25 protein-coding genes are annotated in these 22795 nt (G+C 63.9%); 17 read left to right on the top strand and 8 right to left on the bottom strand.

Going from position 1 to position 22795, the window contains the following annotated elements; genetic code table 11:
- Positions 1 to 3: 3 nt before the first annotated feature.
- From modC to modA, 3 genes are read right to left on the bottom strand one after another with little or no spacing between them, the layout of a single operon-like run.
- Entirely contained in the window at positions 4 to 1080 is a 1077-nt protein-coding gene (gene modC / locus NX775_RS04665) for a molybdenum ABC transporter ATP-binding protein (RefSeq protein ID WP_258834922.1), read from the bottom strand.
- A complete protein-coding gene (modB, locus tag NX775_RS04660) occupies positions 1077 to 1760 on the bottom strand; it encodes a molybdate ABC transporter permease subunit (protein ID WP_258834921.1) in 684 nt (227 codons plus the stop codon). The genes modC and modB overlap by 4 nt, the downstream gene beginning before the upstream one ends.
- Before the next feature lie 4 nt (positions 1761 to 1764).
- Entirely contained in the window at positions 1765 to 2508 is a 744-nt protein-coding gene (gene modA / locus NX775_RS04655; protein WP_258834920.1) for a molybdate ABC transporter substrate-binding protein, read from the bottom strand.
- A 61-nt stretch (positions 2509 to 2569) separates the two neighbouring features.
- Between modA and NX775_RS04650 the strand changes: the two genes are divergently transcribed.
- The 12 genes from NX775_RS04650 (at position 2570) to NX775_RS04595 (ending at position 12299) form a co-directional block, all read left to right on the top strand.
- The gene (locus tag NX775_RS04650; RefSeq protein WP_258834919.1) at positions 2570 to 3376 is read left to right on the top strand and encodes a TOBE domain-containing protein; all 807 of its coding nucleotides are present in this window, start codon (positions 2570 to 2572) and stop codon (positions 3374 to 3376) included.
- Between the two features lie 47 nt (positions 3377 to 3423).
- The gene (locus tag NX775_RS04645; RefSeq protein ID WP_258834918.1) at positions 3424 to 4032 is read left to right on the top strand and encodes a PH domain-containing protein; all 609 of its coding nucleotides are present in this window, start codon (positions 3424 to 3426) and stop codon (positions 4030 to 4032) included.
- A 43-nt stretch (positions 4033 to 4075) separates the two neighbouring features.
- Positions 4076 to 4531: a hypothetical protein gene (locus tag NX775_RS04640; RefSeq protein WP_258834917.1), complete on the top strand. Its 456-nt coding sequence runs from the start codon at positions 4076 to 4078 to the stop codon at positions 4529 to 4531.
- Positions 4532 to 4634: 103 nt separating this feature from the next.
- Positions 4635 to 4964 (top strand): DNA-binding transcriptional response regulator, encoded by a 330-nt coding sequence (locus NX775_RS04635; protein ID WP_258834916.1) that lies wholly within the window; start codon positions 4635 to 4637, stop codon positions 4962 to 4964.
- Between the two features lie 117 nt (positions 4965 to 5081).
- Positions 5082 to 6323 (top strand): Gfo/Idh/MocA family protein, encoded by a 1242-nt coding sequence (locus tag NX775_RS04630; protein WP_258834915.1) that lies wholly within the window; start codon positions 5082 to 5084, stop codon positions 6321 to 6323.
- Positions 6324 to 6349: 26 nt separating this feature from the next.
- Positions 6350 to 7837 carry a cytochrome P450 gene (locus tag NX775_RS04625; RefSeq protein ID WP_258834914.1) on the top strand — a complete coding sequence of 496 codons (1488 nt, stop codon included), beginning with the start codon at positions 6350 to 6352 and terminating at the stop codon, positions 7835 to 7837.
- Between the two features lie 123 nt (positions 7838 to 7960).
- Positions 7961 to 8221: a hypothetical protein gene (locus NX775_RS04620; RefSeq protein ID WP_258834913.1), complete on the top strand. Its 261-nt coding sequence runs from the start codon at positions 7961 to 7963 to the stop codon at positions 8219 to 8221.
- 114 nt (positions 8222 to 8335) lie between these two features.
- Positions 8336 to 9673: an amidohydrolase gene (locus NX775_RS04615; RefSeq protein WP_258834912.1), complete on the top strand. Its 1338-nt coding sequence runs from the start codon at positions 8336 to 8338 to the stop codon at positions 9671 to 9673.
- A 22-nt stretch (positions 9674 to 9695) separates the two neighbouring features.
- Positions 9696 to 10853: a branched-chain amino acid ABC transporter substrate-binding protein gene (locus NX775_RS04610; RefSeq protein ID WP_258834911.1), complete on the top strand. Its 1158-nt coding sequence runs from the start codon at positions 9696 to 9698 to the stop codon at positions 10851 to 10853.
- 201 nt (positions 10854 to 11054) lie between these two features.
- Positions 11055 to 11639: a PEP-CTERM sorting domain-containing protein gene (locus NX775_RS04605; protein WP_258834910.1), complete on the top strand. Its 585-nt coding sequence runs from the start codon at positions 11055 to 11057 to the stop codon at positions 11637 to 11639.
- A 67-nt stretch (positions 11640 to 11706) separates the two neighbouring features.
- On the top strand, positions 11707 to 11934 hold the full coding sequence (locus tag NX775_RS04600; RefSeq protein ID WP_183557602.1) for a hypothetical protein: 228 nt from the start codon (positions 11707 to 11709) through the stop codon (positions 11932 to 11934).
- A gap of 5 nt (positions 11935 to 11939) precedes the next feature.
- Positions 11940 to 12299 (top strand): translation initiation factor Sui1, encoded by a 360-nt coding sequence (locus NX775_RS04595; RefSeq protein WP_258834909.1) that lies wholly within the window; start codon positions 11940 to 11942, stop codon positions 12297 to 12299.
- A 16-nt stretch (positions 12300 to 12315) separates the two neighbouring features.
- Here NX775_RS04595 and NX775_RS04590 read toward each other — a convergent pair whose 3' ends face one another.
- The gene (locus NX775_RS04590) at positions 12316 to 12792 is read right to left on the bottom strand and encodes a hypothetical protein (RefSeq protein ID WP_258834908.1); all 477 of its coding nucleotides are present in this window, start codon (positions 12790 to 12792) and stop codon (positions 12316 to 12318) included.
- Between the two features lie 113 nt (positions 12793 to 12905).
- Positions 12906 to 13262, bottom strand: a complete 357-nt coding sequence (locus NX775_RS04585; RefSeq protein WP_258834907.1) for a cupin domain-containing protein — start codon at positions 13260 to 13262, stop codon at positions 12906 to 12908.
- 74 nt (positions 13263 to 13336) lie between these two features.
- Between NX775_RS04585 and NX775_RS04580 the strand changes: the two genes are divergently transcribed.
- The gene (locus NX775_RS04580; RefSeq protein ID WP_258834906.1) at positions 13337 to 14182 is read left to right on the top strand and encodes an AraC family transcriptional regulator; all 846 of its coding nucleotides are present in this window, start codon (positions 13337 to 13339) and stop codon (positions 14180 to 14182) included.
- On the opposite strand, the gene NX775_RS04575 is transcribed toward NX775_RS04580, so the two are convergent.
- Positions 14153 to 15163, bottom strand: coding sequence for a LysR family transcriptional regulator (locus NX775_RS04575; RefSeq protein ID WP_258834905.1), 1011 nt, complete (start codon positions 15161 to 15163; stop codon positions 14153 to 14155). The genes NX775_RS04580 and NX775_RS04575 overlap by 30 nt on opposite strands.
- 141 nt (positions 15164 to 15304) lie before the next feature.
- Between NX775_RS04575 and NX775_RS04570 the strand changes: the two genes are divergently transcribed.
- The 4 genes from NX775_RS04570 (at position 15305) to NX775_RS04555 (ending at position 18779) form a co-directional block, all read left to right on the top strand.
- A complete protein-coding gene (locus NX775_RS04570; protein WP_221290818.1) occupies positions 15305 to 16480 on the top strand; it encodes an MFS transporter in 1176 nt (391 codons plus the stop codon).
- A 4-nt stretch (positions 16481 to 16484) separates the two neighbouring features.
- The gene (locus NX775_RS04565; protein WP_258834904.1) at positions 16485 to 17465 is read left to right on the top strand and encodes an LLM class oxidoreductase; all 981 of its coding nucleotides are present in this window, start codon (positions 16485 to 16487) and stop codon (positions 17463 to 17465) included.
- A gap of 46 nt (positions 17466 to 17511) precedes the next feature.
- Entirely contained in the window at positions 17512 to 18510 is a 999-nt protein-coding gene (locus NX775_RS04560) for an EthD domain-containing protein (protein ID WP_258834903.1), read from the top strand.
- Positions 18511 to 18578: 68 nt separating this feature from the next.
- Complete coding sequence (locus NX775_RS04555; protein ID WP_183557631.1) at positions 18579 to 18779, top strand: globin family protein; 201 nt, start codon at positions 18579 to 18581, stop codon at positions 18777 to 18779.
- 103 nt (positions 18780 to 18882) lie between these two features.
- Here the strand turns inward: NX775_RS04555 and NX775_RS04550 are convergent, their stop codons facing one another.
- Together NX775_RS04550 and NX775_RS04545 are read right to left on the bottom strand one after the other, a co-directional pair.
- Positions 18883 to 19467 carry a cohesin domain-containing protein gene (locus NX775_RS04550; RefSeq protein WP_258834902.1) on the bottom strand — a complete coding sequence of 195 codons (585 nt, stop codon included), beginning with the start codon at positions 19465 to 19467 and terminating at the stop codon, positions 18883 to 18885.
- 75 nt (positions 19468 to 19542) lie between these two features.
- The gene (locus tag NX775_RS04545; RefSeq protein WP_258834901.1) at positions 19543 to 22554 is read right to left on the bottom strand and encodes a reprolysin-like metallopeptidase; all 3012 of its coding nucleotides are present in this window, start codon (positions 22552 to 22554) and stop codon (positions 19543 to 19545) included.
- Between the last annotated feature and the right edge of the window lie 241 nt (positions 22555 to 22795).

The following is a 22795-nucleotide window of genomic DNA, read 5'->3' as shown; positions in this document are numbered from 1 at the left end:
GGTTCAGGCCAGCAGCGCCACGGCCTTCACCTGCGCCCACAGCGCGCATCCCGGCGCGATCGCCAGTTCGCGCCGCGAACGCTCCGTGATCCGCGCCAGCAGCGCCGTGTCACCAACCAGCAGGCGCACCAGCACCTGGCCAGGCGTCCCGCTCGGACCCACGGCGTCGACCCGCGCCGGCAGGATGTTCGTGATGCTGCTGCCGCGTGGCCGTTCCAGCGCCAGGCTCACATCGCGAGCGTGAATGCGGCAGCGTACGCGGGTGCCGACGGCGGCGTTACGCTGGCCCACCAGCAGCACGCCGCCGGCAAATGCCAGGTGCGACAGGCCATCGTCATCGTGCGCTTGCAGCGTGGTCTCGATCATCACGCCGGCGTCGTCCTGAAAATTTGCCGCCAGGTCCAGCCGCGCGAGCGTCGCGGCCAACGGGCCGCTGGCCAGCACCCGGCCTTCTTCCAGCACCACCAGATGATCGGCCAGGCGCGCCACTTCGTCGGCCGCGTGGCTGACATACACGACCGGCAACGCCAGTTCGTCGTGCAGGCGTTCGAGGTAGGGCAGGATTTCGAGTTTGCGCCGCATGTCGAGCGCAGCGAGCGGCTCGTCCATCAACAGCAGGCGGGGGGAGGCGAGCAGCGTGCGCGCAATGGCCGCGCGCTGGCGCTCGCCGCCTGATAGCGTGGCGGGGCTGGCATCGAGCAGCCGTTCGATGCCGAGCAGCTCGGCCACCGCCATCAGGTCGAAGCGGCGCTCGGCGGGCTTGAGGCGCTTGCGTCCAAACTCGAGATTGGCGCGCACGGAGAGGTGCGGGAACAGGCTCGCTTCCTGGAACACATAGCCGATGCCGCGTTCGTGGGTCGGCACGAACACCTTGCGCGCGTCGTCCTGCCACACCTCGTCGCCCAGCGCGACGCGGGCGCCGGCCACGCGCTCCAGGCCCGCCAGCACGCGCAATAGCGTGGTCTTGCCGGAGCCCGAGTGCCCGAACAGCGCGGTCACGCCGCGCCCGGGCAGGGCCAGGTCGACATCGAGATTGAACGCGCCGCGGTCGATCCGGCATGCGAGCGAGATGGGCGTCATCGCTGCGTCCCCCGCATCGACTGCGGATACAGCGTGTACAAGGTGAGCAGCACGACAAAGCTGAACACCAGCATGCCGCCGGCCAGCCAGTGGGCCTGCGCATACTCCATCGCTTCGACGTGATCGTAGATTTGGGTGGAAACAACGCGCGTCTTGTCGGGGATGTTCCCGCCGATCATGAGCACGACCCCAAATTCGCCGATCGTGTGCGCAAAGCCCAGGATCGCACCGGTGACGAAGCCGGGGCGCGCCAGCGGCACGACCACCGACCAGAAGGTGTCCCATGGCCCGGCGCGCAGCGTGGCGGCCACTTCGAGCGGGCGTTCACCAATGGCTTCGAAAGCATTCTGCAGGGGCTGCACGACGAAGGGCAGCGAATAAAACACCGACGCGATCACGAGGCCCGTGAAGGTGAAGGCAAGCGTACCCAGGCCCAGCGCGCCGGTGAGCTGCCCGAGCGGGCCGTTCGGCCCCATCGCCAGCAGCAGGTAGAAGCCGATCACGGTCGGGGGCAGCACGAGGGGCAGGGCGACGAGCGCGCCGACGACGCGCTTGGCGCGCGAGCGGGTGCGCGCCAGCCACCATGCCAGCGGCGTGCCAAACAGCAGCAACAGCAGCGTGACGAGGGTCGCAAGCTTGAGCGTCAGCCAGATCGCGGCGAAGTCGGACGCGTCCAGCATGTGCCTAGACTTCGTAGCCGTAGGCGCGGATCAGCGCTTTGGCCTTGTCGCTGCGCAGATAATCCAGCAGCGCCTGCGCGGCCGGGTTCTTCGCGCCGCGGGTCAGCAGCGCGGCATCCTGGCGGATCGGCGCATGCATCGCCGCGGGGACGATCCAGCCCGAGCCGGCCGTGAATTTACCATCGCGCCAGACCTGCGCCTGCGCCACGAAGCCCAGTTCGGCGTTGCCCGTGCTGGCGAACTGGAAGGCTTGCGCGATGTTTTCGCCCTGGACCAGGCGTGGTTGCAGGCGCGCGGTCAAGTCCAGCTTGTCGATGACGGCGACTGCCGCCGCGCCGTACGGGGCCGTCTTTGGGTTGGCGATGGCCAGGTGCGTGAAGTCGCCCGTCTTGAGCACGGCGCCGCCCGCATCGACGTAGTTGGCCTTGGCCGACCACAGCACGAGGCGCCCGACCGCGTAGGTGAAGCGGCTCTTGGCGACGACCTGGCCTTCGGCTTCCAGCCGCGCCGGCGTTTCATCATCGGCCGACAGCAGCACCTCGAACGGCGCGCCGTTGCGGATCTGCGCATAGAATTTGCCGGTGGCGCCACTGGCGACGACGGCCTTGTGGCCCGTGTCCTTCTGGAATTGCGAGGCCAGCTTTTCCATCGGGCCGGCGAAATTGGCGGCCACCGCCACCTGGACTTCGCCAGCATGGGCCGTTCCCAGGCAGGTCACCACGGCAAGCACACTGGCAAAGAATTTCATGTCGTCCTCGAGTCGTAAAAAGCGCTATAGTCGCAAGTATATAACGGATTCTGGAGCGCACATGGATGACAGGCACATCGCTCTCGAGGGCACCGTCTGGATGACGGTCGGTGGCGAGCAGCTCGGCGGCACGAACCGGGTCGGCTTGCTGGCGGCGCTTGCGCAATGCGGATCGATTACGGCGGCCGCAAAACAGGTCGGCTTGAGCTACAAGGCGGCGTGGGAAGCGATCGACACGATGAACAACCTGGCCGGCGAACCGCTCGTGCAGCGCTCGACGGGCGGCAAGGGCGGTGGCGGCACGCGGCTGACGGCGCGCGGCGCGCAACTGGTCGAGAACTTCACCATGGTCGAGCAACTGCACCATGATTTTCTGGAACGGCTCAATCGGCAGGCAGAGGGCGTGGCCGACGATGTCGCCCTATTCACGAGGTTCAAGATGCGAACGAGCGCACGTAATCAGTTCTTTGGCACGGTCACGCGCGTGGTACCGGGCGCGGTCAATGACGAGATCGAACTTGCCATCGCCGGCGGGCAGAAGATCGTCGCGATCGTCACGCGCGAGAGCACCGACAACCTGGCGCTGGCGCCGGGCCGGCAAGTGTTTGCACTGATCAAGTCATCCTCGGTGATCGTCATGATGGCCGGCGAGGGCGTGCGGCTGTCGGCGCGCAACCAGCTGGCCGGTACCGTCGCGCGCCTGACACGCGGTGCCGTTAATGCCGAGGTCGTGATTGCACTGGGCGGTGGCGGCACGGTCGCCGCGACCGTGACCAGCGAGAGTGTCGATACGCTGGGGCTGGCGGAAGGGCTGGCTGCAACCGCCTTGTTCAAGGCGTCGAGTGTGATTCTCGGGGTGCCCGAATAAACGGTGGTAATGTATCTTTTTTTTTCTCACCACTCAGGAAGGCGATCATGTTCAAGCGTATGGCGGCAGAAGCACTCGGCATCAGCGATATCGGCGTCATTGTCGGCCCGGCCGACTACGGCAATGTCGATGCGGATGACTACCTGTTCACCGAAGACGGCGAGCAGATCTTCTTTCTCATCAAAAGCAAGAAAGACGAATACTGCTTTACCAATCTTGGCCTGATTCATGTGGATGGCGACTCGGCCATTTCGTCGAAGCGCGCGATCAAGCGCTACGATTACGCGTCGCACCAGATTACCGACGTGACCATCGAAACAGCCGGCACGCTGGATATGGATATCGAGCTCAAATTCAATCTGGACGACACGGCGTTCTCCATCGACGTCAAGAAAGCGTTCATCGAACAGCTCAAGGACATTTATAAAGCCTTGATCTCGATCGGCAAGCAGCAGCAACGCGATGCGGTATGCCGCAATAACGCGCTGCGCACGCTGGACGCCACTGCATCGGTGCACAAGCTCAACATCGCGCCGGGTGCCGGTGGACTCGTGAGTCAATTTGACGAATTGCTGACGGCGTTGAATACCGCGATGCTCGATACCTACACCAAGCGCGATTTCAGCGACGTGTACACCAAGTACATTCATAACTGATCAGGGGCTGACGCCCCTTCGATCCAACTGAGAGGGTGCACGGATGCCAGCAAAGAAACGCCTGACGAATATCGCCAATGGTTTGTGCGGTTCATTCATTAGCCGGAACAATGACCTGGATGGCCATTGGGCGATTGGCAAACTGCGTTCACTGGCCGATCAGCATGGCCAGACCACAGTCGTACTGGACTTGCTGACGTCATCCACGCAGCCTTCGTCTGCACAATGTTCAGATGTGTTCGAGCGCTATTGCCGGCTCCTTGCAACGCTGGCGGAGTGCTCGCGTATCCCGTTCGCGGACATCACCGCCGCACGCATCGTCCTTGACTTTGCACCTCCATCCTGGCCCAGGGCCAGCTATTACAAGCTGCAATGGGGTAATCAGTTCACGGTGACCGTGACCATCGAGGCGGACGGGCGCGCAGCGGGTATCGCACACGACGCGGGTTATTGCCGGCCGCATGATGCGGCCAGAAAGGAAAACTTGCTTATATTCTGAGATCGACCGTTTTTTGCGCGCCATGAGAGTAAGCTCGACCACAACTCATCAAGAAAGCCGATTCATGCGATGCTATGTCTTGATCGTTGAACGAGACCTTCTCATGCGCGAGACCATTCTCGATCTGCTGAAGGCACTGGGCCACTCGGGCCTGGGTGCATCGTCACCCATACGAGGCCTCAAAATGCTTGAGGTGATGGTGTTTGACGCAATGATGATCAGCCCGGGCGCTACATTGCTTGGCGAGCCGAGCTATGCGATCGATGCAAAGAAGATCCAGCCTCATTTGAAAGTGATCATGGCCGCGGCGGTCGAGCTGCCCGAATATTCTGCGCCGCCAATCGACGCGTTCATTCAAAAACCATTTTCACTGCTGTCACTGGAAGCGACATTGCAAAAAATATTGATCGTGGGCGCGCCACCCGATAACTGACGCCGGTGTGCGCTGACAACGCTCATCCAGCTGCGCTCGGTTTTCTTCCCGGCAAGCGAGCGCTGCTGTTCCGAATCGCATGCGAGGATCCATTCCCTCTACGCGAAAGGAATCCTCATGAAGCACGATCAGCCGCCGCGCCGCGATTTTCTGCGCTATGTCGGTACCATGGCCGCCCTGTCCACGCCAGCGCTGCAGGCCGCGGCCAGCGAACAGAACCGGGTCAGCTTTCCGCCCATCTTCGACAAGTCCGAAAAGCCCGAGAAGACCGAGCCGCCGGGCGATTCGTGGGATGAGCGCATAGGCGTCGCCGTGGTCGGCTTGGGCCGCATCGCCATCGACGAGATGCTGCCGGCCTTCCAGCGAAGCAAGCATGCAAAAGTCGTGGCGCTGGTCACAGGGGACCGTGACAAAGGGCTGAAGGTCGCCCGCCAGTACAACATCCCCGAGAGCGCAGTGCTCGACTACAAGGACTACGACAAGCTGGCCCAGATGGCCGACGTGAAAAGCGTCTACATCGCGCTGCCCAACCATCTGCATCTGGAGTACACCGTGCGCGCAGCGCGTGCCGGCAAGCACGTGCTGTGCGAAAAGCCGATGGCCAACAGCGCCGCCGAGTGCCGTCAGATGATCGATGCTTGCCGCAAGGCCGGGCGCCAGCTGATGATCGCCTACCGCAGCCAGTACGAAGCGCTCGATCGCACGTTGATCAAAATGGTCCGCGACAAAAAGCTGGGCGCGCTGAAGGAATTTAACTCGGTCAACTCGCAGAATATGGGCGACCCGCAGCACTGGCGCCTCAAGAAGGCGATGGCGGGCGGCGGCGCGCTGCCGGACATCGGCATCTATTGCATCAATGCCGCGCGCTTTCTCAGCGGCGAAGAACCGACCGAGGTATTCGGCAGCATCTGGTCGACGCCAGGCGATGCGCGCTTTCGCGAAGTCGAAGAATCGTGCCAGTTCGTCCTGCGCTTTCCCAGCGGCTTTTCGGCCACCTGCAGCACCAGCTATTCGGCGCACAAGTCGCAGATGTTCCGCCTGAATGGATTTGAAGCGTGGGCCGACATGGATCCTGCCTACGCCTATCACGGCAACAAGCTGCGGATCACGCGCGTGGTCGACGGCAAGGACCAGACCACCGAGATCCCGGCCGGCAAGACCAACCAGTTCACGCTGATGATCGACCACTTCGCCAGCTGCATCCAGCAAAACAAGGACGTGCACACGCCGGGCGAGGAGGGGTTGCAGGACCAGCGCATCATGGATGCGATCTATGAGTCGGCGCGTAGCGGCCGGGTGGTCAAGCTCAAGCCGCCGACGGGCAAGACGCGCGGACCGGAGCCGGAGAGCGCCGATTAACACGCTGTTTTGAAAGAGATGCTGAGATGAACAAACGCAATCGCAACCTGCTGCTCGCAGGCGCCCTTGGCCTGGCGGGCGGCCTGGTCGCCACCAGATTGATGACGCGCTCGCGCGGCGCCCCAGGCACCCGCGAGGGCGAGCTGCCGACCGCCGGCGTGCTCGACACGCTGGCTTTGGCCGTGGACGTGCTGGCCCCGACGTTTGCCAAGGGCGTGATTATCCGTCGCCCGGCCGTGGTAGCGCTGGCCGAACGGCTGGAGCTCGACCGGCGCGCGATCGGGCGCATGCAAAAGCTGCGCAACAAATATGGCAGCGGCCCGCTGATGCTGCCACTGCCGATCCGCAAGCAGGCGGTCATACTGACGCCCGAACACGCGCGGCGCGTGCTGGACGAGTCGCCCGAACCGTTTTCTGCTGCCAGCAGCGAGAAGCGCGCCGCGTTGTCGCATTTTGAACCGCACGGTTCGCTGATCTCGCAATGTCCCGAGCGGACTGCACGACGCCGCTTCAACGAGGACGTGCTGGAGCATGAGCGCGCGGTGCACCACATGGTCGACAAATTCCTGCCGGTGGTCGACGACGAAGCAGGGCGCCTGCTGGCCAAGGCGCGTACCCAGGGCGAGCTTGACTGGGACACCTTCAATACCGGCTGGACGCGCATGGTGCGGCGCGTTGTGTTCGGCGACGCTGCTGCCGGAGACCAGACCATCAGCGACATGATCATCGAGCTGCGCAAGGCGGCCAACTGGGCCTTCATGCATCCAAAGAAGACCGGCCTGCGGTCGCGCTTCCTGGCGCGCATCCAGGGTTACCTCGACCGGGCCGAGCCGGGCAGCCTGGCGGCGGTCGCGGCCAGCGTGCCCCAGAGCGCTGACACGATGGCCAACCATCAGGTGCCACAATGGCTGTTCGCGTTCGACGCTGCCGGCATGGCCACCTTCCGCGCGCTGGCGCTGCTGGCGGCGCATCCGGAACAAGCAGCGCGCGCCCGCGCCGAGTTGCACAGCCATCCCGGCATCGAACGCCAGTACCTGCCATTCCTGCGCTCGACCGTGCTGGAGTCGCTGCGCCTGTGGCCGACAACGCCGGCAATCCTGCGCCAGAGCACGCGCGCGACGCAGTGGGAAGGGGGCACGATGCCAGAGGGTACCGGCATCCTGCTGTTCACGCCGTTCTTCCACCGCGATGATCAGCGCATGGACTGCGCTGACCGCTTTGCGCCGGAGTTGTGGCTGAAGGATGACAAGGTACGCGATGTGCAGGACCGCGACTGGCCGCTGGTGCCGTTCAGTAGCGGGCCGGTGATGTGCCCGGCGCGCAATCTGGTGCTGATGCTGACCAGCGTGATGCTGGGCGCGCTGATTGGCGAGGATGACGGGATCCACGGGCTGACGCCGTCGCAACAGGGGCGGCTGGATCCGGCGCGTTTGCCGGGGACGCTCGACAATTACAGCTTGCGTTTTGTGGTCCTGGCAGATGGCGACGTCGGTACAACCAAATCGTTTGATTGAGCCAGTCAGCAGCCGCTTCCTTCGTATGGGTGCGGCCCCCGATTCGGTACGGCAGCCTGCAAGCGTGCGGCTACCGTGTCCATGCTATGTTGGGTTCCCATTTCCTTCCGGAGTACAAGCACCATGATGTTCAACCTTAAATTTCTTGAGCACAATGTCGCGATCGACCAGGACACCTGGACCGCATTGGCGACGACAGGCAGTGATGCATCGCTGGACAACGTGCGGGCCGCGATTCTCGGCGTGCTGGAAAGCGGCGGCACCTTCACGGTAGAAGACAGCAACGACCAGGTCGTGCGGCGTGTCGAAACGTTAGCCGAGTTCGAGGGCTATATGCAGGAAATCGCGATGCAGCGGGACCAGTTCCAGCAGGAGCAGGCATAAGTTTTCACGCCGCCCGGTGTTGAATCACCCCCGATTTGCCAGGTAATCGTGCGCGGCAGCATGCAGGTAGAATGAATCGGAACTGCCTCTTCCCAACTCTTGAAGCGAGTCACGATGTCATTTTCATGCACCTTCCGCCGCACTATCCTCGCCGCCAGCCTGCTCGCTGGCCTGTCCCAGGTTGGCTCCCACGCCGCGTCGCTTCCGGCGCCATTCGACACCCAGCTGGCGGCCGACTTTCCCAAGCTCGAAGCCTTCTACCGTGACCTGCACGCCAACCCCGAACTTGGCTTTGCGGAACACAAGACCGCGGCCAAGCTGGCCGAACGGGCCAAGGCGCTCGGCTTCGAGGTGACCACAGGCGTCGGTGGCACCGGCGTCGTGGCCATCCTCAAGAATGGTCCGGGACCGACCGTGATGCTGCGCACCGAGATGGATGCACTGCCAGTGCTGGAAAAGACCGGTCTGCCGTTCGCCAGCAAGGTCACGACGAAAAATGCCGCCGGGGACACCGTGCCGGTGGCGCACGCCTGTGGCCACGACCTGCACATGGCGGCCTGGTATGGCACGGCAAAACTGATGGCGGAGAACCGCAAGGCCTGGAGCGGTACGCTGATGCTGATCGGCCAGCCGTCCGAAGAAGCGTTGACGGGCGCCGCCGCCATGCTCAAGGACGGCTTGTTCACGCGCTTCCCGAAACCGGATTACGCGCTGTCGATGCACGACGATGCGTCGATGGCATCGGGCACGATCATGTGGCACGCCGGGGCGTTCCGCGCGTCGGCCGATACCGTCACCATCACGATGTTCGGGCAGGGCGGCCATGGCGCCGTGCCGCACGAGACGCGCGACCCGGTGGTGATGGCGGCGCGGCTGGTGATGGCGCTGCAGACCCTGATCTCGCGCGAAAACAATCCGCTCGACCCGGTCGTGATCACGGTCGGCAGCATCCAGGGCGGCACGCAGGCCAATATCGTGCCGGATCAGGTCAAGCTGGCGCTGACGGTGCGCACCTTCCGGCCCGAAGTGCGCCAGCGCGTGCTGGCCAGCATCGCCCGCGAAGCAAAGGGCGAAGCGCTCGCCGCTGGTGCGCCGAAGGAGCCGCTGGTGGAAGTCAAGACCGGCACCGACTCGGTCGTCAACGATCCGCAACTGGTGGCGCGCGCCGTCAAGGCGGTCGAGCAGGCCGTCGGCCCTGATTTTGTGAAAGAAATGCCGGCCAAGATGACATCCGAAGACTTCGCCATGTACGGCCAGCAGCCCGGCGTGAAGGCACTGCTGCTGCACGTGGGCGCGGTCGATGCCGGTCGCCTCGAGGCAGCGAAAAAGGCCGGCAAGCCCTTGCCGGGCACCCACTCGCCGCAATGGGCGCCGGATCTGAAGCCGACGCTCACCAATACCATCAAGGCCGAGACCGCGATCCTGCTCGACCTGATGGCGCCACAGCGCTAAGCGCATCTTCATAAGGCCCGTCATGCATTTTCTTGTCTTCGCCGCTGCGTCCTCGCTCGTCCTTGCCGCCGTACCGCTTGCCCAGGCCCAGCCTGCAGGCAAGGTTGTGCAAGTCAAAATCGGTACGGTGTCGCCGCTGTCCGGCCCCAGCGCCCATGCGGGCAAGGACATCGAAAACGGCGCCCGCATGGCGATTGATGACCTCAATGCGAAAGGAATTGTGCTTGGCGGCAGCAAGGTGCAATGGGTCTTGCAGCCCGAAGACGACGCTGCCGATCCGCGCACCGGCACGACGGTCGCGCAAAAGCTGGTCGATGCGAAGGTGGCGGCCGTCGTGGGGCACCTCAATTCGGGCACGACCGTGCCGGCCTCGAAAATCTACGCCAATGCCGGCATCCCGCAGATTTCGCCGGCGGCCACGACGCCTGTCTACACGAACCAGGGTTTCAAGACGGCGTTTCGCGTCGTCGCCAACGACAACCTGATCGGCCGCACGCTGGCCACGTATACGCTCGGCACGCTGAAAGCCAAGAAGATTGCCGTGATCGACGACCGGACGGCCTTCGGCCAGGGACTGGCGGACGAATTCGTCAAGGGCGTCAAGAAGGCGGGGGCTGGCACAAGCGTGGTCAGCCGCCAGTTCACGAGCGACAAGGCCACCGATTTCAGCGCCATCCTGACCCAGATCCGCGCGCGCGATCCTGACGTGATTTTTTATGGCGGCATGGACGCGGTGGCCGGGCCGATGCTCAAACAGATGAAGGCGCTCGGTCTGCGCGCCAAGCTTATTTCGGGCGATGGCGTCTGCTCGGAAAAGATGCCGCTGCTTGCCGGCGACGCGCTGGTCGACGACAAGGTGTACTGCGTCGTGGCGGGCGGCGTTGGCACTGCGCAGGAAGCTGGCCTGAATGCGTTCACACAGCGTTACCAGCAGCGCTACAAGCTCCCGGTGCAGTCGTATGCGCCCTATGCCTACGATGCGGTGATGGTCTTCGCGAAAGCGATGCAGACTGTAAATTCGAGCGACCCAGCCAAGTTCCTGCCGGCGTTGGCGGCCGTCAGGCACGAAGGTGTCACTGGCAGAATCGCCTTCGATCAGAAGGGCGATTTGCGCGACGCCGCGATGACGATCTATACCTTCCGCAAAGGCAAGAAAGTCAGGCTGGCCGTGCTGCGCTGACGTGCAGCGATCAACCGCAACCAGCCTGTTCCGGATCCTGCAACAACCGGGAATCCGTCGGGATTCTTTACAGTCAGTATTTTTTAAAATGTAAATACGATAGAAATCAAGCGCCTGGAATAACGGCACGGTAATTGCTCTGTAGCGTGTGCTCGATCAACTTTCTCTTTGACACAACGCAAGCTTTTTACAGGACCTGCCATGCATCGCTCTTATTCTTCTGCTCTGGTACGCCAGGCAACCAACGCCGCCATGCTGGCGATCGGCCTTTTTGGCGCGACGCTGGCGCAAGCCGGCACGCTCACCTTCACCGACACGACGCTCGGTGGCCCGACATGGAACCGTCCGCTGAGTACCACCACGCTCAGTGCGGTAGGCACAAATGTCGCCTACGATGTCAACCGCATCCGGGTCGACCAGACCGGCAACTACACGTTCTTCAGTCAAAGCCTGGTGCCAGCCGGTTGGGACAACTATCTCGTGCTGTACGCCAATGGATTCGCTGCTTCCTCACCCTTGGCGAACCTGATCGCGCTGAATGACGATCTCACCCTCGCCAGCTTCGGCCAGGCGGGATTCACGATCGCCTTGTCCGCCGGGATCGATTACTTCTTGGTCGAAACCGGATTCAGCAATGCCGATGCCGGCAGTTACAGCACGGTCATCACGGGCCTGAACGGCGGCACCGCAACACTTGCCAACGTGACCGATGTGCCGGAACCGGCCACGATGCTCCTTCTTGGTCTTGGCATGGCCGGACTCATGGCGGCCCGTCGCCGCACGTAGCATTGGTGTCGGCTGGCCTGGCGGCGGTGGTAGGATGCTGCTTTCGTTCAGAAGTCCAGAGGAAGCAATGACCATATTCGCCATGTCCGTCTTCGATGCAACCGTGATTTACGACGGCAAGGAACTCTTCAAGGGGCAGGGCGCCGCCACTGGCTGGGCCGAGAAGCTTGCGAAGGAGATCGAGAGCCGCGTCACCGTCGAAAAGATCGGCACCGGCTGGGCGCTCGTGGGGCGGGTCGATGGCGTCGATTGCCGTTGGGGCATCATGGGACAGCGTCTCAAGCGGCTGGACTGATCACGATGCGTAGTTCGAACGGCGGTCTCGTCTATTCCACGGAAACAGGCCGCATGTGCCCGATCTGTCGCCAGCCTGTGGCGCAGTGCACGTGCAAGACAGCTGCCAGTGCTGCGCCAGTCGGCGATGGCAATGTGCGCGTGTCGTTGCAAAGTAAGGGGCGGGGCGGCAAGAGCGTCACGCTCGTCAAGGGCGTGGCGCTCGATCCGATGGCGCTGGCTGTGCTCGGCAAGCAGTTACGCACGGCCTGCGGCGCCGGCGGGACTGTTAAGGACGGTGTGATCGAAGTGCAGGGCGATCATTGCGACACCGTTCTGCAGGCACTCGCCAAACTCGGGCATCGGGCAAAGCGGGCCGGCGGCTGACGCCGGCCCAGGTACATCAGTAGTCGCGTGCGGCGCGCGTTGCCAGCGCCACCACGGCAATGCCTGCCGTGACGATCAGCGCATCTTCAATCAGGCCGCTGCGGGTCTGACCGATCTTGGCCATCGCCTGCTTGCGGGCGGCCAGCGTGGCATACGCGAGTGGCACGGCAGTTGCGACCGCAACCGCTGCGCCGGCCTTTTCACGACCTTCTGGCGCCAGCGCCGCACCGGCGATGCCGGCGCTGGCAATGCGTGCCAGCAGGCCGAGGAACACGGTGCGGTCCGGCGCCGACTTCATCTTGTCGCCGTACAGTTCGCCGGCGCCCATGGCCAGTGCGCCGTACTTGAATAGTGGGCGATCCAGCAGCATGAGGTTACCCGACGTGTTGCGGCCGGCAAGGCGTGCGGCGGCAAGCGTGGCCATCGGGGTCATCGAGCGGGCGCTGGCGACGGCGCCAATCAGGGCGGAAGAAAGCAGGCTGGTAGATTTCATGGCAAGTCCTAAGGTAGTAGTGTTGTTCGATACGTTGTTCAACCGAATACAAGATTGATTCAGTTGCCTTATTTTTAACACAAAATCGAAAATCAGCCCGTTCTGTAAGGACGCTAAATGACGCGGCGTGGGGCCGCCGTGGCCACATCGCCGCTGTTGGGCGTGCCGGTGCGTTCGATCAGCATGATCTGCGCTTCGTGGGGCGCGCGGGGCCGGTGCCGCACGCCTTGCGGTACGACGTACAGCTGGCCGGGCCCCAGCGTCACGGTCGTTCCGTCGTCGAGATCGATCTCCAGACTTCCGGCGAGCACCAGGAAAAAATCGTCCGAATCGTCGTGCACATGCCAGTGGTAGTCGCCACGCAATTTGGCAACCATGACGTCATGGCCGTTGAACAGGCTGACCGTGCGCGGTTGCCAGGCTTCGGTGAATGTGGCCAGTTTGCCGGCCAGGTCGATTGCAGCGTTCATGCGTTCTCCTTGAGTGAAAAGTGAAAACGCCATGGTGCGCCTGCGGGCGGGTAGGGGTCTTGTACAATTGTTGCATGCACCCCGCACCCGCCCGGCCAGTGAACGACGCCACCTTTTCGGCACTGGCGGGCGGCGTCACGCTGATGCAGGCAAGCTTCACGGATCACGCGTTCGAGCGCCACAGCCACGATGGATTCGCGATCGGCGTGACGACCGCCGGGGTGCAGCGGTTTCGCTGCAAGGGCGCGCAGTACGATAGCCAGGTGGGCGACCTGGTTCTGTTCAATCCGGATGAAGACCATGATGGCAGCGCCGGCACGGCCGACGGGTTCCGCTATGCGATCTGGTATGTGCCGGATACGTTCGTGGCAAGCTGCATCGCGCCCGAGGGCGAGCGCGCCGATGGCAGGTATTTCACCCGGCCATGCGTAACTGACCACCAGATGGCGGCGACGTTTGCGCAGCTGTCCAGCAATTTGCTGGCAACGCCAGCCGAGTCGCTGCGGGCGGAAACGCTGCTGCGTGCGTTTCTTGGCACGATGCTGGCGCGCCATGGCGAGCGTCCCGACGCACCGGTTGTCCGGGCCGGCACATTCGCTGCCGATGCGCGCATGGCGCAGGTCAGGGACTATATCCGCACGTACTTCCAGCGCGATCTCACGGTGGCCGACCTGGCCGCCGTGGCCGGCATGTCGCGCACACATCTCACGCGCGCGTTCAGCGCCGCGTATCACACGCCGCCGCACGTGTATCTCAATTCAGTGCGCGTCGCTCATGCCTGCACGCCGATTCGGGGCGGGATGCCGCTCGCGGCGGTGGCGCCCGAATGCGGCTTTGCCGACCAGAGCCACCTGACCCGGCGCTTCAAGGGCTGTGTCGGCGTGACCCCGTCAGGCTGGCGCGACAGGCTGCGGCGCTAACGCGCCCGCTGCCTCACTTGCTGCCTTACTTGCTGCGTTACTCGCTCCGGTATCCGCTGCGTCGGCCGCCGCAGGTCGGATCGTCAGCGTCTGCGCAAAGTGCGCGATCAGCGCCGTGACCTTGGGCGCGTGCTGGCGGCTGCGCTGCCACACCAGATACAGCGGCAGGCCGGACGTGGCCAGCTCGGGCAGAATTTTTACCAGGCTGCCGTCGCGCAGCTGCTGCTCGACGAGCCAGGTTGCCAGCTGCGCGATGCCCAGTCCCATCTCCACGGCCGTGACCTCGGCCTCGGCCTGTCCCAATATGATGCGCCCGTTCACGTGCTGGCGCGCCAGCGGCAGGGCGCCATCCTTGATTAGCCATGGACTCGTGCTGCCGTCGGCGCGACCGTACAGAATGGCGTCGTGGCCCAGTAACGCATCGAGCGTCGTTGGCGCACCGTGCCGCGCCACGTAGGCGGGCGAGGCGCAGAAGACCAGTTCTTCGTCACCCAGGTGCTGGTAGCACAGCGCCGCCGGCCAGGTGTCCGAGCCGCCGATGCGCACGACCACGTCGAGGCCATCCTCGACCGGATCGACAAAGCGATCCGTGAACGACACGTGCGGCTGCACCTGCGGATACTGCTCGGCAAACGCCAGTAGCGAGCGCACGGCGTGCATGCGCCCGAAGGTGGCCGGCATGTCCACGCGCAACCGGCCCGACGGGGCGATATGGTCGTGCGCCAGCAGGCGCTCGGCCGCTTCGAGTTCATCCAGCACGCGCACGCAGACCTTGTAGAAGACGTTGCCGGCGTCCGTCATCTCAAGTTTGCGCGTGGTGCGGTCGAACAGTGGCCGTTTCAATCGCCCTTCGAGTCGGGCAATGGCCTTGCCGACGGCGGAGTTGGTCAGATTCAGCCGGTCGGCGGCCGCCGTGAAACTGCCGGCATCGGCCACGGCAACGAAGGTTTCAAGGCCTTTCAAACGTTCTGCGGGTGTCATTAGCCCTCTCCTGGAAATTTATTCCACATGATGCAGGAATTCTTATCCAACATGCGAATTTTTATCTCTTATATGATGACAGTCAGATAATTACCGGAGTTTTCTGCAATGCCCAATTCATCTACAACCACCGTCGATACGATGGCGGACAAGCCTCAGGCGACTGGCGGCACACTCTCCATCACGATTCTGGCCATTGCCGCGTTTGTCATCGTCACCACCGAGTTCCTGATCGTCGGCTTGCTGCCGGCACTGGCGCGTGACCTGTCCATCACGGTGGCCACGGCGGGCCAGCTCGTGACGCTGTTCGCCGTGGTCGTCATGGTGTGCGGCCCGTTCCTGACGGCGTGGCTGGCCAATGTCGACCGCAAGAAGCTGTTCGTCGCCGTGCTGGTGCTGTTCGCAGCAACCAATGCATTGGCCGCCGTCGCGCAAAACATCTGGGTGCTGGCGCTGGCGCGCCTGCTGCCGGCGCTGGCGCTGCCCGTGTTCTGGGGTACCGCGAGCGACACCGCGGCCCAGATCGCCGGTCCTGAAAAAGCCGGTCGCGCTGTCTCGACCGTGTATCTCGGCATTTCGGCTGCGATGCTGTTTGGTATTCCGCTCGGCACGCTGGCGGCAGACGCCATTGGCTGGCGTGGCGCGTTCGGCCTGCTGGCCGCACTGTCGCTGCTGGTGGCCGTGCTGATGTTCTTCAGCATGCCAACGGTGCGTGCATCGCAGCCGGTTGCCATGCGTGAACAGGCAAAGATCCTGAAAAGCCCGTTCTTCATGGCCAACGTGGCGCTGTCGATCCTGGTGTTTACTGCCATGTTCACGGGTTACACCTACCTGGCCGAGATGCTGGAGAAATCGGCCGGCGTGGCGCCGGCGCAGGTCGGCTGGTGGCTGATGGGCTTTGGCGCGGTGGGCCTGATCGGTAACTGGCTGGGTGGTCTCTGGGTTGACCAGAAACCGCTGGCCACCACCGCCATCTTCAGCCTCGTGCTGGCAGCCGGCATGGCCGCGTCGATGCTGTTCGCCGGCCTGAGCATCGGGTTCGCCATCGCGCTTGGCGTGTGGGGTATCGCCAATACGGCGCTGTATCCGATTTGCCAGATCCGCGTGATGAAGGCGGCAACCGGCGCCCAGGCGCTGGCCGGCACCATCAATGTGTCGGCGGCCAACGGCGGCATCGCGCTGGGCGCCGTGATCGGTGGCCTTGCAGTGGCCAACTGGGGCGCGGGCAATGTCGGTTATGTGGCTGCGGGCATCGCCGTGCTGGCTGCGCTGGCGACCAGCCTGGTGGCACGCATGAATCCACCAACCAAGGCATAACATCATGGCACTCGCACCCATTGGCCCGTTGCCAGCCGAACTGGCAAGCCACGCCGGCTACCAGCGTATCTTCAAGCCGGGCAAGCTGACCTTCGGCTTCATCATGCCGCTTGAAGGCTATCCGGATTCACCGTTTCCGACTCTGGCCAATCACCAGACGATGGCGCGCATGGCCGACGAGGCCGGTTTCTCGACCCTGTGGCTGCGCGACGTGCCGTTTTACGATCCGAACTTCGGCGACACCGGCCAGGTGCTCGATCCGATGGTGTACATGGGCTTTCTGGCGGCGCACACGAGCCGCATCGCGCTGGGCACCGCCGGCATCGTGGCGACGCTGCGCGAGCCGTTGGTCGTGGCCAAGCAGGCGGTGTCGGTCGACCAGCTGCTGGGCGGGCGCCTGGTGCTGGGTTTGTCGACCGGTGACCGGCCCGTCGAGTATCCGGCGTTTGGCCTGGATTTCGACAACCGTGGCGAGCGTTTTCGCGAAGCGTTCGGCCTGATCAAGACCGTGACCGAACAGGACTTTCCGCATGCGCGCACGGCGCACTACGGCAACCTCGACGGGGGTATCGACCTGGTGCCCAAGCCGGCGGCGCCGCGCCTGCCAATGATCGTTGTCGGCCGCGCACGCCAGGACATGGCGTGGATTGCCCGGCACAGCGATGGCTGGATCTGGCACCTGAGCGACTTTACCCGCCTGCCGCAACTGATCGAGGCATGGCGCGCCAGCCACGAGCCGGGGCAGTGGGTGCGCCCGTACGGCTACGGCACGATGTTCGACCTGGCCGAAGACCCGGATGAGCCGATGCGCTTTGTGCGCAACGGCATTCGTAGCGGCCGCCATGCATTGGTCGAGCTGTTTTACCATCAGCAGGAACAAGGCGTGAGCCACGTGGCGCTGAACCTGAAGCCGCTGCGCCGGCCGGCGCAGGATGCGCTGGCCGAACTGGCGGAGCACGTGCTGCCGCTGTTTAACGCCGACTGATTTTTTACCATTGTCTTTTAACGCACGATCAAGAAAAAGGAATGTCATGACCATTGATTTCGACCGTAGCGACAACCTGCAACGCCCGCCGATGGGCCAGACCCGCGATCCGATTACGCATCCGCTGATCGTCACGGCGACCTTTGTCAGCCGTGTCGACAGCACGCCGCGCAGTGAGCGTCCGCAAGACGCAGGCTCTGCCAAAAGCAAGCACGGCAACGAGGTGCATCTGCCGAACTGGCGTCCCGGCGCGCTGGCGCTGGAAGGCAATGAAAACCTGGCGTTCGAGCACTGGGACGAATACTGGCGCAAGGTCCACGGCCCGAAATTCGCGTGGGATGAGCCGGGCAGTTCGTCCGAGCGCGTGCTGCGCTACGATCAGGTACACCGTATTGCCTCGGGCCCGTCGTCGTTCTTCCCGCCACCGTACCGCGCGATGATCGGCGACGATGGCAAGCTGCCGGCCGAGCCAGAAAAATGCGTGCCGCCGTATGGCCGCCCGCGCTGGGATGGCCTGGCCTACATCACGTATGCTGAACAGGACGATATCGAGCGCGTGCTGGGCCAGGAGAAATTTGCCGAGCGAATCATCGCCGATGAGCAAGTGGCGTTTCGCATGGTCACGCGTGAAATCACGCGCGAATACATCCTGATCCCGAGCGCGCGTCACCGCGATCCGATCAGCCTGGTCAAGATCCACATGCGCAACCCGGACCTGTCGCGCGAAGAATTCCAGCGCCGCCTGCTGGACGAGCACGCGCCGCTGGTCATGGGCCAGTCGGCAACGACCGAGTTCGTGAAGCGCTACGCGGTGCTGCTCAATATCGGCTCGACCCAGAAGGACCCCGAAGGCAGCAAAATCGATGCGGTCTCGATCCTGTCGTTCGCGTCACTGAACGATGTCGAGGATTACCTGGTCAGCAGCGACCATGAGGCGATCGCGCAATCCGAAGCGGCGCTGACCGGCGAAGGCTCGGAGTGGTGGACGGCGATTAACTACAGCGTCATGAATCGCCTGATGCCGGAAGTGGCCACCGAGCGCTGACCGGCTACGGTAGAATCACGCCAACGCCGGTCGCGCCGACCGGCGGTAACGTGATACGGGGATTTGCCATGGCCAAGAAGGAAGAAGAACTCGATGAAGAAACGCTGGCGTTCGTCAACTGGTGTATCGAGGTCGAGGGGTTTTTAGTCGCGGGCGGCGCGACCGTACGGCAGGCGCAAGACCATATCGAGGAAGAAATCGAATGGTTCACCGACCAGTTCTACGATTCGCTCACGCCTGAAGAGGCGGCCAAGGAAGCACTGGCGTAACGACAGCACTGTCAATGAAACAGGCCTGCACCGCGGTTACGCGGTGCAGGCCTGTTTGCTTATCGCCGTTGCTCGTTGCCCGTGGCTCGTTGCTCGTTGCTGATTATGCGCGGGCGCCTGTGCGGCGGCGACGCAGTGCGGCAGCGCCCGCCAGGCCGGCGCCGAACAGCAGGACACTGGCCGGTTCCGGCACGTCAACCGGTCCACCCGGGTCGGCGAGTACGACGCCCTGACCCGACAGCGCAGTCAAGCCGGCAATGTCGTCGCCAACCGAATCGAGGAAGATCACGTCAGCGAACGACAGCGCGGACGTGCCCGCACCGATCGCTTCAAAGGTGATGCTGGCCAAGAGGCCGCTGCCCGAGGCGCCCGGGATCGGGCCGAGCAGGCTGCCGTACACGAAGTCGATGAGCCCTGCGTCCATGCCAAGAACACCGCTGACTGTGCTGCCTGCCGTGCCCAGGAAGGCGCCTTCGGTCACGTTGAGTGCGCGCAGGTAGCGCGCATCGTAGTTGATCGAGAACTGGTACGCATACAGGTCGGCGATATCGTCGATCGCGATGTTATACGTCACGGTCGAGCCGACTTGCGCGGCCGGACCGGTGGAAAATGACAGGATGGGGGCGGCCCAGGCCTGGGTGGTGGCGCCCAGCAGGACGGCGGCGATGAAGTGCTTCCATTTGCTCATGGTGTGATCCTAAAGTTGAGTATGCATTCAATGGTTCTGGCGGGCCGGATACGTTGATCCGGCCCGCCGCCTGGATCAGTTGCAGACCGTGCCCGCTGGCACGCGCTGCGTGACGACGTTCAGGTCGCGGATATTGACGATGCCATCGCTGTTCACGTCGGCGCGCGGATCGAACCCGGCCTGGCCGGTGCGCTTGTTCAGCGATGCACGCACCACTGCCACGTCGGCGCAATTGACCACGCCGTCACCGGTCACGTCCCCCACGACCGGCGCGTTCGCCAGCGTGAAGTTGGCGTCCGAGACGTCGAAGAACACATTGCCCACCGCCTCGATCCTGATGCGGCCCTGCGTGGTTGCCACTGCCGGGAACGTGACGCTGGCGCTGCCTGTGTTCGGCACGCTGGCCGCCAGCAGGTATGGCCAGGTCGCGCCGCCGTCGGTCGACAGCGTGATCTTCACGTTCGCGGTGCTCACTGGCGCCGCGTCCGTGTTGGCCACGCTCCAGGTCACGGTCTGCGGACCGGCGTTGATGGTGGCCGCCGTGTTGGGCGACGTGACCAGGAACGGACCGGCAGCAGGTGCCAGCACCAGCGTCGTGGTGGCGCTGTTGACGCCGCCACGGCCGTCACGCGCTGTCAGCTTGAAGTTCAGCGACGCCGGTGCGGCGTTGGCCCCGAAGCCCACGTACGCAGCCGTTGGCAGGAACTCCGAGAAGCAGTCGATCTCGGTTGCCGTTGGCGTGGTGCTGGCAGTGGGGCAGGCGCCGGTGAGGGCATTGGTGTTGTTTGACAGGATCTGCGCCATGTCCGGGAAGACACGGGTTGGATCCGTGGTCACCTGGTTCTGGCCTGGCGACGAGTACTCGAGCGTGCCGGAACTGGTCACGATCGCGCGCGTGCCGAACTGGCGGAACAGCGGGCCGTTGAGCTTGACGTTATTGATCAGCGAGGTACCGGTGCTGCCGCCCCGGTCGTTCTGCTCCCACATATACGTCACGGTGTCGTCGTCGCCATCGACGGCGCTGCCGGTCAGGGCAAATGGCGTGCGTACCGGGATCGTGAAGCTTGGCGGCACGGTGACGCTCGGCGCCGAATTGGTAGTGCCCGCGACGCTGCCGCCGCGATTGGTCAGACCACCGCGTGCGACTTCACCGATGAAGCCGGTTCCGGCGCCACTGACGTTGCTGACCACCAGTGAAGGCACGTTGGTGCTGGCGAGCGTGCCGCCGAAGGTGACGGTGAAGCCCGTATCGCTCAGGGTGCTGACCGATACCGTGGCGCCACTGGGCCAGCCGGGAATGCTTTCGATGGCCGCCTTGACGCCCACCGTGGTGTAGTTGACGCCGCGCACGATCGGAGCCGACAGGTTGCCGTTAAAGCTCAGCTGGAACTGCTGGTCAGCAGCGGTAAAGCCGGCCAGGGCGGCTACCTGTACTTCGTTGATCGCGATATCGGCGCCCGACGTGTAGGCGACGATCTCGTCGAAGCTGCGTTGCGACCAGTATGGATCGCTGTGCGGCTGCAGGTTGTCGGTGGCGCAAATGCCGGCGTAGGCCATGATCGACGAGCCGCTGCCCGGTTCGACCGAGGTGGTGGCGCTGCGGTTGCCGCCGCTGCAGCTGCCTGCCGTGCCATTGAACGTATGGTTGCCCGAGAACTGGTGACCCAGTTCGTGCGCGACGTAGTCGACGGCGAAGAAGTCGCCGGTCGGGGTCGGGATGCCGGTGCAACCCTGGGCCTTGCCGTTGCCGCCCACGACACCCAGGCTGGCGACGCCGCCGCCGTTCAGACCGAAGGCGATGTGGCCGACGTCGAAGTTGCTGGCGCCCGCCAGCAGGCCGGTGACGATCCGGTTACGGCTCAGGGTGCCGCTCGTGCAGCCGGATGCCTGGGCCGGCGTGTAGCAGGCCGCGCCGCCGCAGGGACCGTTGGTGCCGGTCATCTGCTCGGGAGTATTCAGGTTGAGCGCATCGGTGGCGTCGATCAGCACCAGGCTGATCGAGGTCTCGTCTTCGTAGACCTGGGTCACGCGGTTGATCAGCGTGACCTTGGCGGCGGTGACGTTGGCAGGGCCGAAGTAGGTCGCGTAGCTCGGGTCGGTGACCAGCGCCAGGCGGTAGGTGCGCAGTGCGCTGCCGACGACGGCATTGGCCGCCATGCTGGCATCGACCACGCGGTAGGGCGCGCTGGTGCTGTTGCGGCCATCGGTGGCGGTGATATCGAATGCGCCCTGACGTGCTGCGGCAGCCGGCAGCGTGACACTGATCGCGCCGTTCTTGTCGGCGGTGGCTGTGGCATTGTGCAGCGCCACGCCATCGCCATCGGCCGCGATGTTCAGTGTGACGCTGGCGCCCGGGGCAAAGCCCGCGCCGTTCACCACGACGCTGTCGCCTTCCTGGTAGAACGAGCGCGACAGGCTCAGTTGTGGTTCGATAGCGCCTTCGATCAGCGGGCCACGTGGGTTGATCAGGTCGGCGCGCTTGTAGCTGGCGTAGACGCTGGTGTCATTGCGGTAGTACGGATCGACATACCAGCCGCCATCCGGCGAACGGACCGACGCGTGCAGGCCAAGCTGCGTGATGTCCATGCGCAGCGTGGCGCGCGGATCGTCGACGCCCTTGCCGCGGTAGGTCTTGATGTCGGGGTGCTTGGCGGCCAGGCCCGGCTCCATGATCGGCGACTCTTCGAGCGTGAAGCGCTGGTAGCCGCCGTCCGGATGCGGCAGCGAGATGGTCAGGCTGCTGTCCGACAGGTCGCCGCTGCGCGCCATCGGCGCTTCGCGGGCAACGCCCCGCAGACCGGCCAGGTCGAGGCTGGCGGCGCGCACCCGGCGCAGTTGCAGCGCCGGTGTTTTGGCGCTGGAAGTGCGCGCGGTCGTCGATGCCGCCGGCACCGTCACGTCCTGCCAGAACGCGGCCGCGCGCTGGTTCTGTACCTGCACCGGCCCGACTTGTGCCGCCAGCACGGATGGGCTGCCGCCAGCCAGGGCCAGCGCGATGCACAGCGCGAGCGAACCTTTTTTCAGGGGGGCGGTATGCAGCTGGCTTTGCTTGCCGTGGTACGGCGAGCTCGAAGGCTTCGTTCTCATGCGTAGTCCTTTCGCGACTGGTGGGCGTGGGTCGTTGTGGTAAGCGGTGATGCGTCTTCCGGGGGCTTCCTCGTGGTGCCAGCGATGCGTTGCACATCGAAATTCACGATGCAAATAATGCAATGCGAGCGCATAGATATTATTGCTGCATTGATATCCGACGCAAGTAAATACTTTCTTGTTGTAATCTCGTTGAAATAATTAGTTCGCGCAATTGTGGCGCTGGCTTACGGTCTTTTAT

This window comes from Massilia aurea (genome assembly GCF_024753205.1).
GTDB lineage: Bacteria > Pseudomonadota > Gammaproteobacteria > Burkholderiales > Burkholderiaceae_D > Telluria > Telluria aurea.
The sequence above is the reverse complement of the archived record's forward strand: the minus strand, read 5'-3'. Positions and strand labels throughout refer to the sequence as shown.

What these genes read in the sequence shown, in the direction of transcription:
- NX775_RS04605 (WP_258834910.1), top strand. Translation starts at nt 11,055, where the DNA reads ATGCATCGCTCTTATTCTTCTGCTCTGGTACGCCAGGCAACCAACGCC.
- modA (WP_258834920.1), bottom strand. Translation starts at nt 2,508, where the DNA reads ATGAAATTCTTTGCCAGTGTGCTTGCCGTGGTGACCTGCCTGGGAACG.
- NX775_RS04585 (WP_258834907.1), bottom strand. Translation starts at nt 13,262, where the DNA reads ATGAACGCTGCAATCGACCTGGCCGGCAAACTGGCCACATTCACCGAA.
- NX775_RS04595 (WP_258834909.1), top strand. Translation starts at nt 11,940, where the DNA reads ATGCGTAGTTCGAACGGCGGTCTCGTCTATTCCACGGAAACAGGCCGC.
- modB (WP_258834921.1), bottom strand. Translation starts at nt 1,760, where the DNA reads ATGCTGGACGCGTCCGACTTCGCCGCGATCTGGCTGACGCTCAAGCTT.
- NX775_RS04650 (WP_258834919.1), top strand. Translation starts at nt 2,570, where the DNA reads ATGGATGACAGGCACATCGCTCTCGAGGGCACCGTCTGGATGACGGTC.
- NX775_RS04550 (WP_258834902.1), bottom strand. Translation starts at nt 19,467, where the DNA reads ATGAGCAAATGGAAGCACTTCATCGCCGCCGTCCTGCTGGGCGCCACC.
- NX775_RS04620 (WP_258834913.1), top strand. Translation starts at nt 7,961, where the DNA reads ATGATGTTCAACCTTAAATTTCTTGAGCACAATGTCGCGATCGACCAG.
- NX775_RS04575 (WP_258834905.1), bottom strand. Translation starts at nt 15,163, where the DNA reads ATGACACCCGCAGAACGTTTGAAAGGCCTTGAAACCTTCGTTGCCGTG.
- NX775_RS04610 (WP_258834911.1), top strand. Translation starts at nt 9,696, where the DNA reads ATGCATTTTCTTGTCTTCGCCGCTGCGTCCTCGCTCGTCCTTGCCGCC.
- modC (WP_258834922.1), bottom strand. Translation starts at nt 1,080, where the DNA reads ATGACGCCCATCTCGCTCGCATGCCGGATCGACCGCGGCGCGTTCAAT.
- NX775_RS04645 (WP_258834918.1), top strand. Translation starts at nt 3,424, where the DNA reads ATGTTCAAGCGTATGGCGGCAGAAGCACTCGGCATCAGCGATATCGGC.
- NX775_RS04545 (WP_258834901.1), bottom strand. Translation starts at nt 22,554, where the DNA reads ATGAGAACGAAGCCTTCGAGCTCGCCGTACCACGGCAAGCAAAGCCAG.
- NX775_RS04555 (WP_183557631.1), top strand. Translation starts at nt 18,579, where the DNA reads ATGGCCAAGAAGGAAGAAGAACTCGATGAAGAAACGCTGGCGTTCGTC.
- NX775_RS04625 (WP_258834914.1), top strand. Translation starts at nt 6,350, where the DNA reads ATGAACAAACGCAATCGCAACCTGCTGCTCGCAGGCGCCCTTGGCCTG.
- NX775_RS04615 (WP_258834912.1), top strand. Translation starts at nt 8,336, where the DNA reads ATGTCATTTTCATGCACCTTCCGCCGCACTATCCTCGCCGCCAGCCTG.
- NX775_RS04640 (WP_258834917.1), top strand. Translation starts at nt 4,076, where the DNA reads ATGCCAGCAAAGAAACGCCTGACGAATATCGCCAATGGTTTGTGCGGT.
- NX775_RS04580 (WP_258834906.1), top strand. Translation starts at nt 13,337, where the DNA reads ATGCACCCCGCACCCGCCCGGCCAGTGAACGACGCCACCTTTTCGGCA.
- NX775_RS04570 (WP_221290818.1), top strand. Translation starts at nt 15,305, where the DNA reads ATGGCGGACAAGCCTCAGGCGACTGGCGGCACACTCTCCATCACGATT.
- NX775_RS04560 (WP_258834903.1), top strand. Translation starts at nt 17,512, where the DNA reads ATGACCATTGATTTCGACCGTAGCGACAACCTGCAACGCCCGCCGATG.
- NX775_RS04630 (WP_258834915.1), top strand. Translation starts at nt 5,082, where the DNA reads ATGAAGCACGATCAGCCGCCGCGCCGCGATTTTCTGCGCTATGTCGGT.
- NX775_RS04635 (WP_258834916.1), top strand. Translation starts at nt 4,635, where the DNA reads ATGCGCGAGACCATTCTCGATCTGCTGAAGGCACTGGGCCACTCGGGC.
- NX775_RS04565 (WP_258834904.1), top strand. Translation starts at nt 16,485, where the DNA reads ATGGCACTCGCACCCATTGGCCCGTTGCCAGCCGAACTGGCAAGCCAC.
- NX775_RS04600 (WP_183557602.1), top strand. Translation starts at nt 11,707, where the DNA reads ATGACCATATTCGCCATGTCCGTCTTCGATGCAACCGTGATTTACGAC.
- NX775_RS04590 (WP_258834908.1), bottom strand. Translation starts at nt 12,792, where the DNA reads ATGAAATCTACCAGCCTGCTTTCTTCCGCCCTGATTGGCGCCGTCGCC.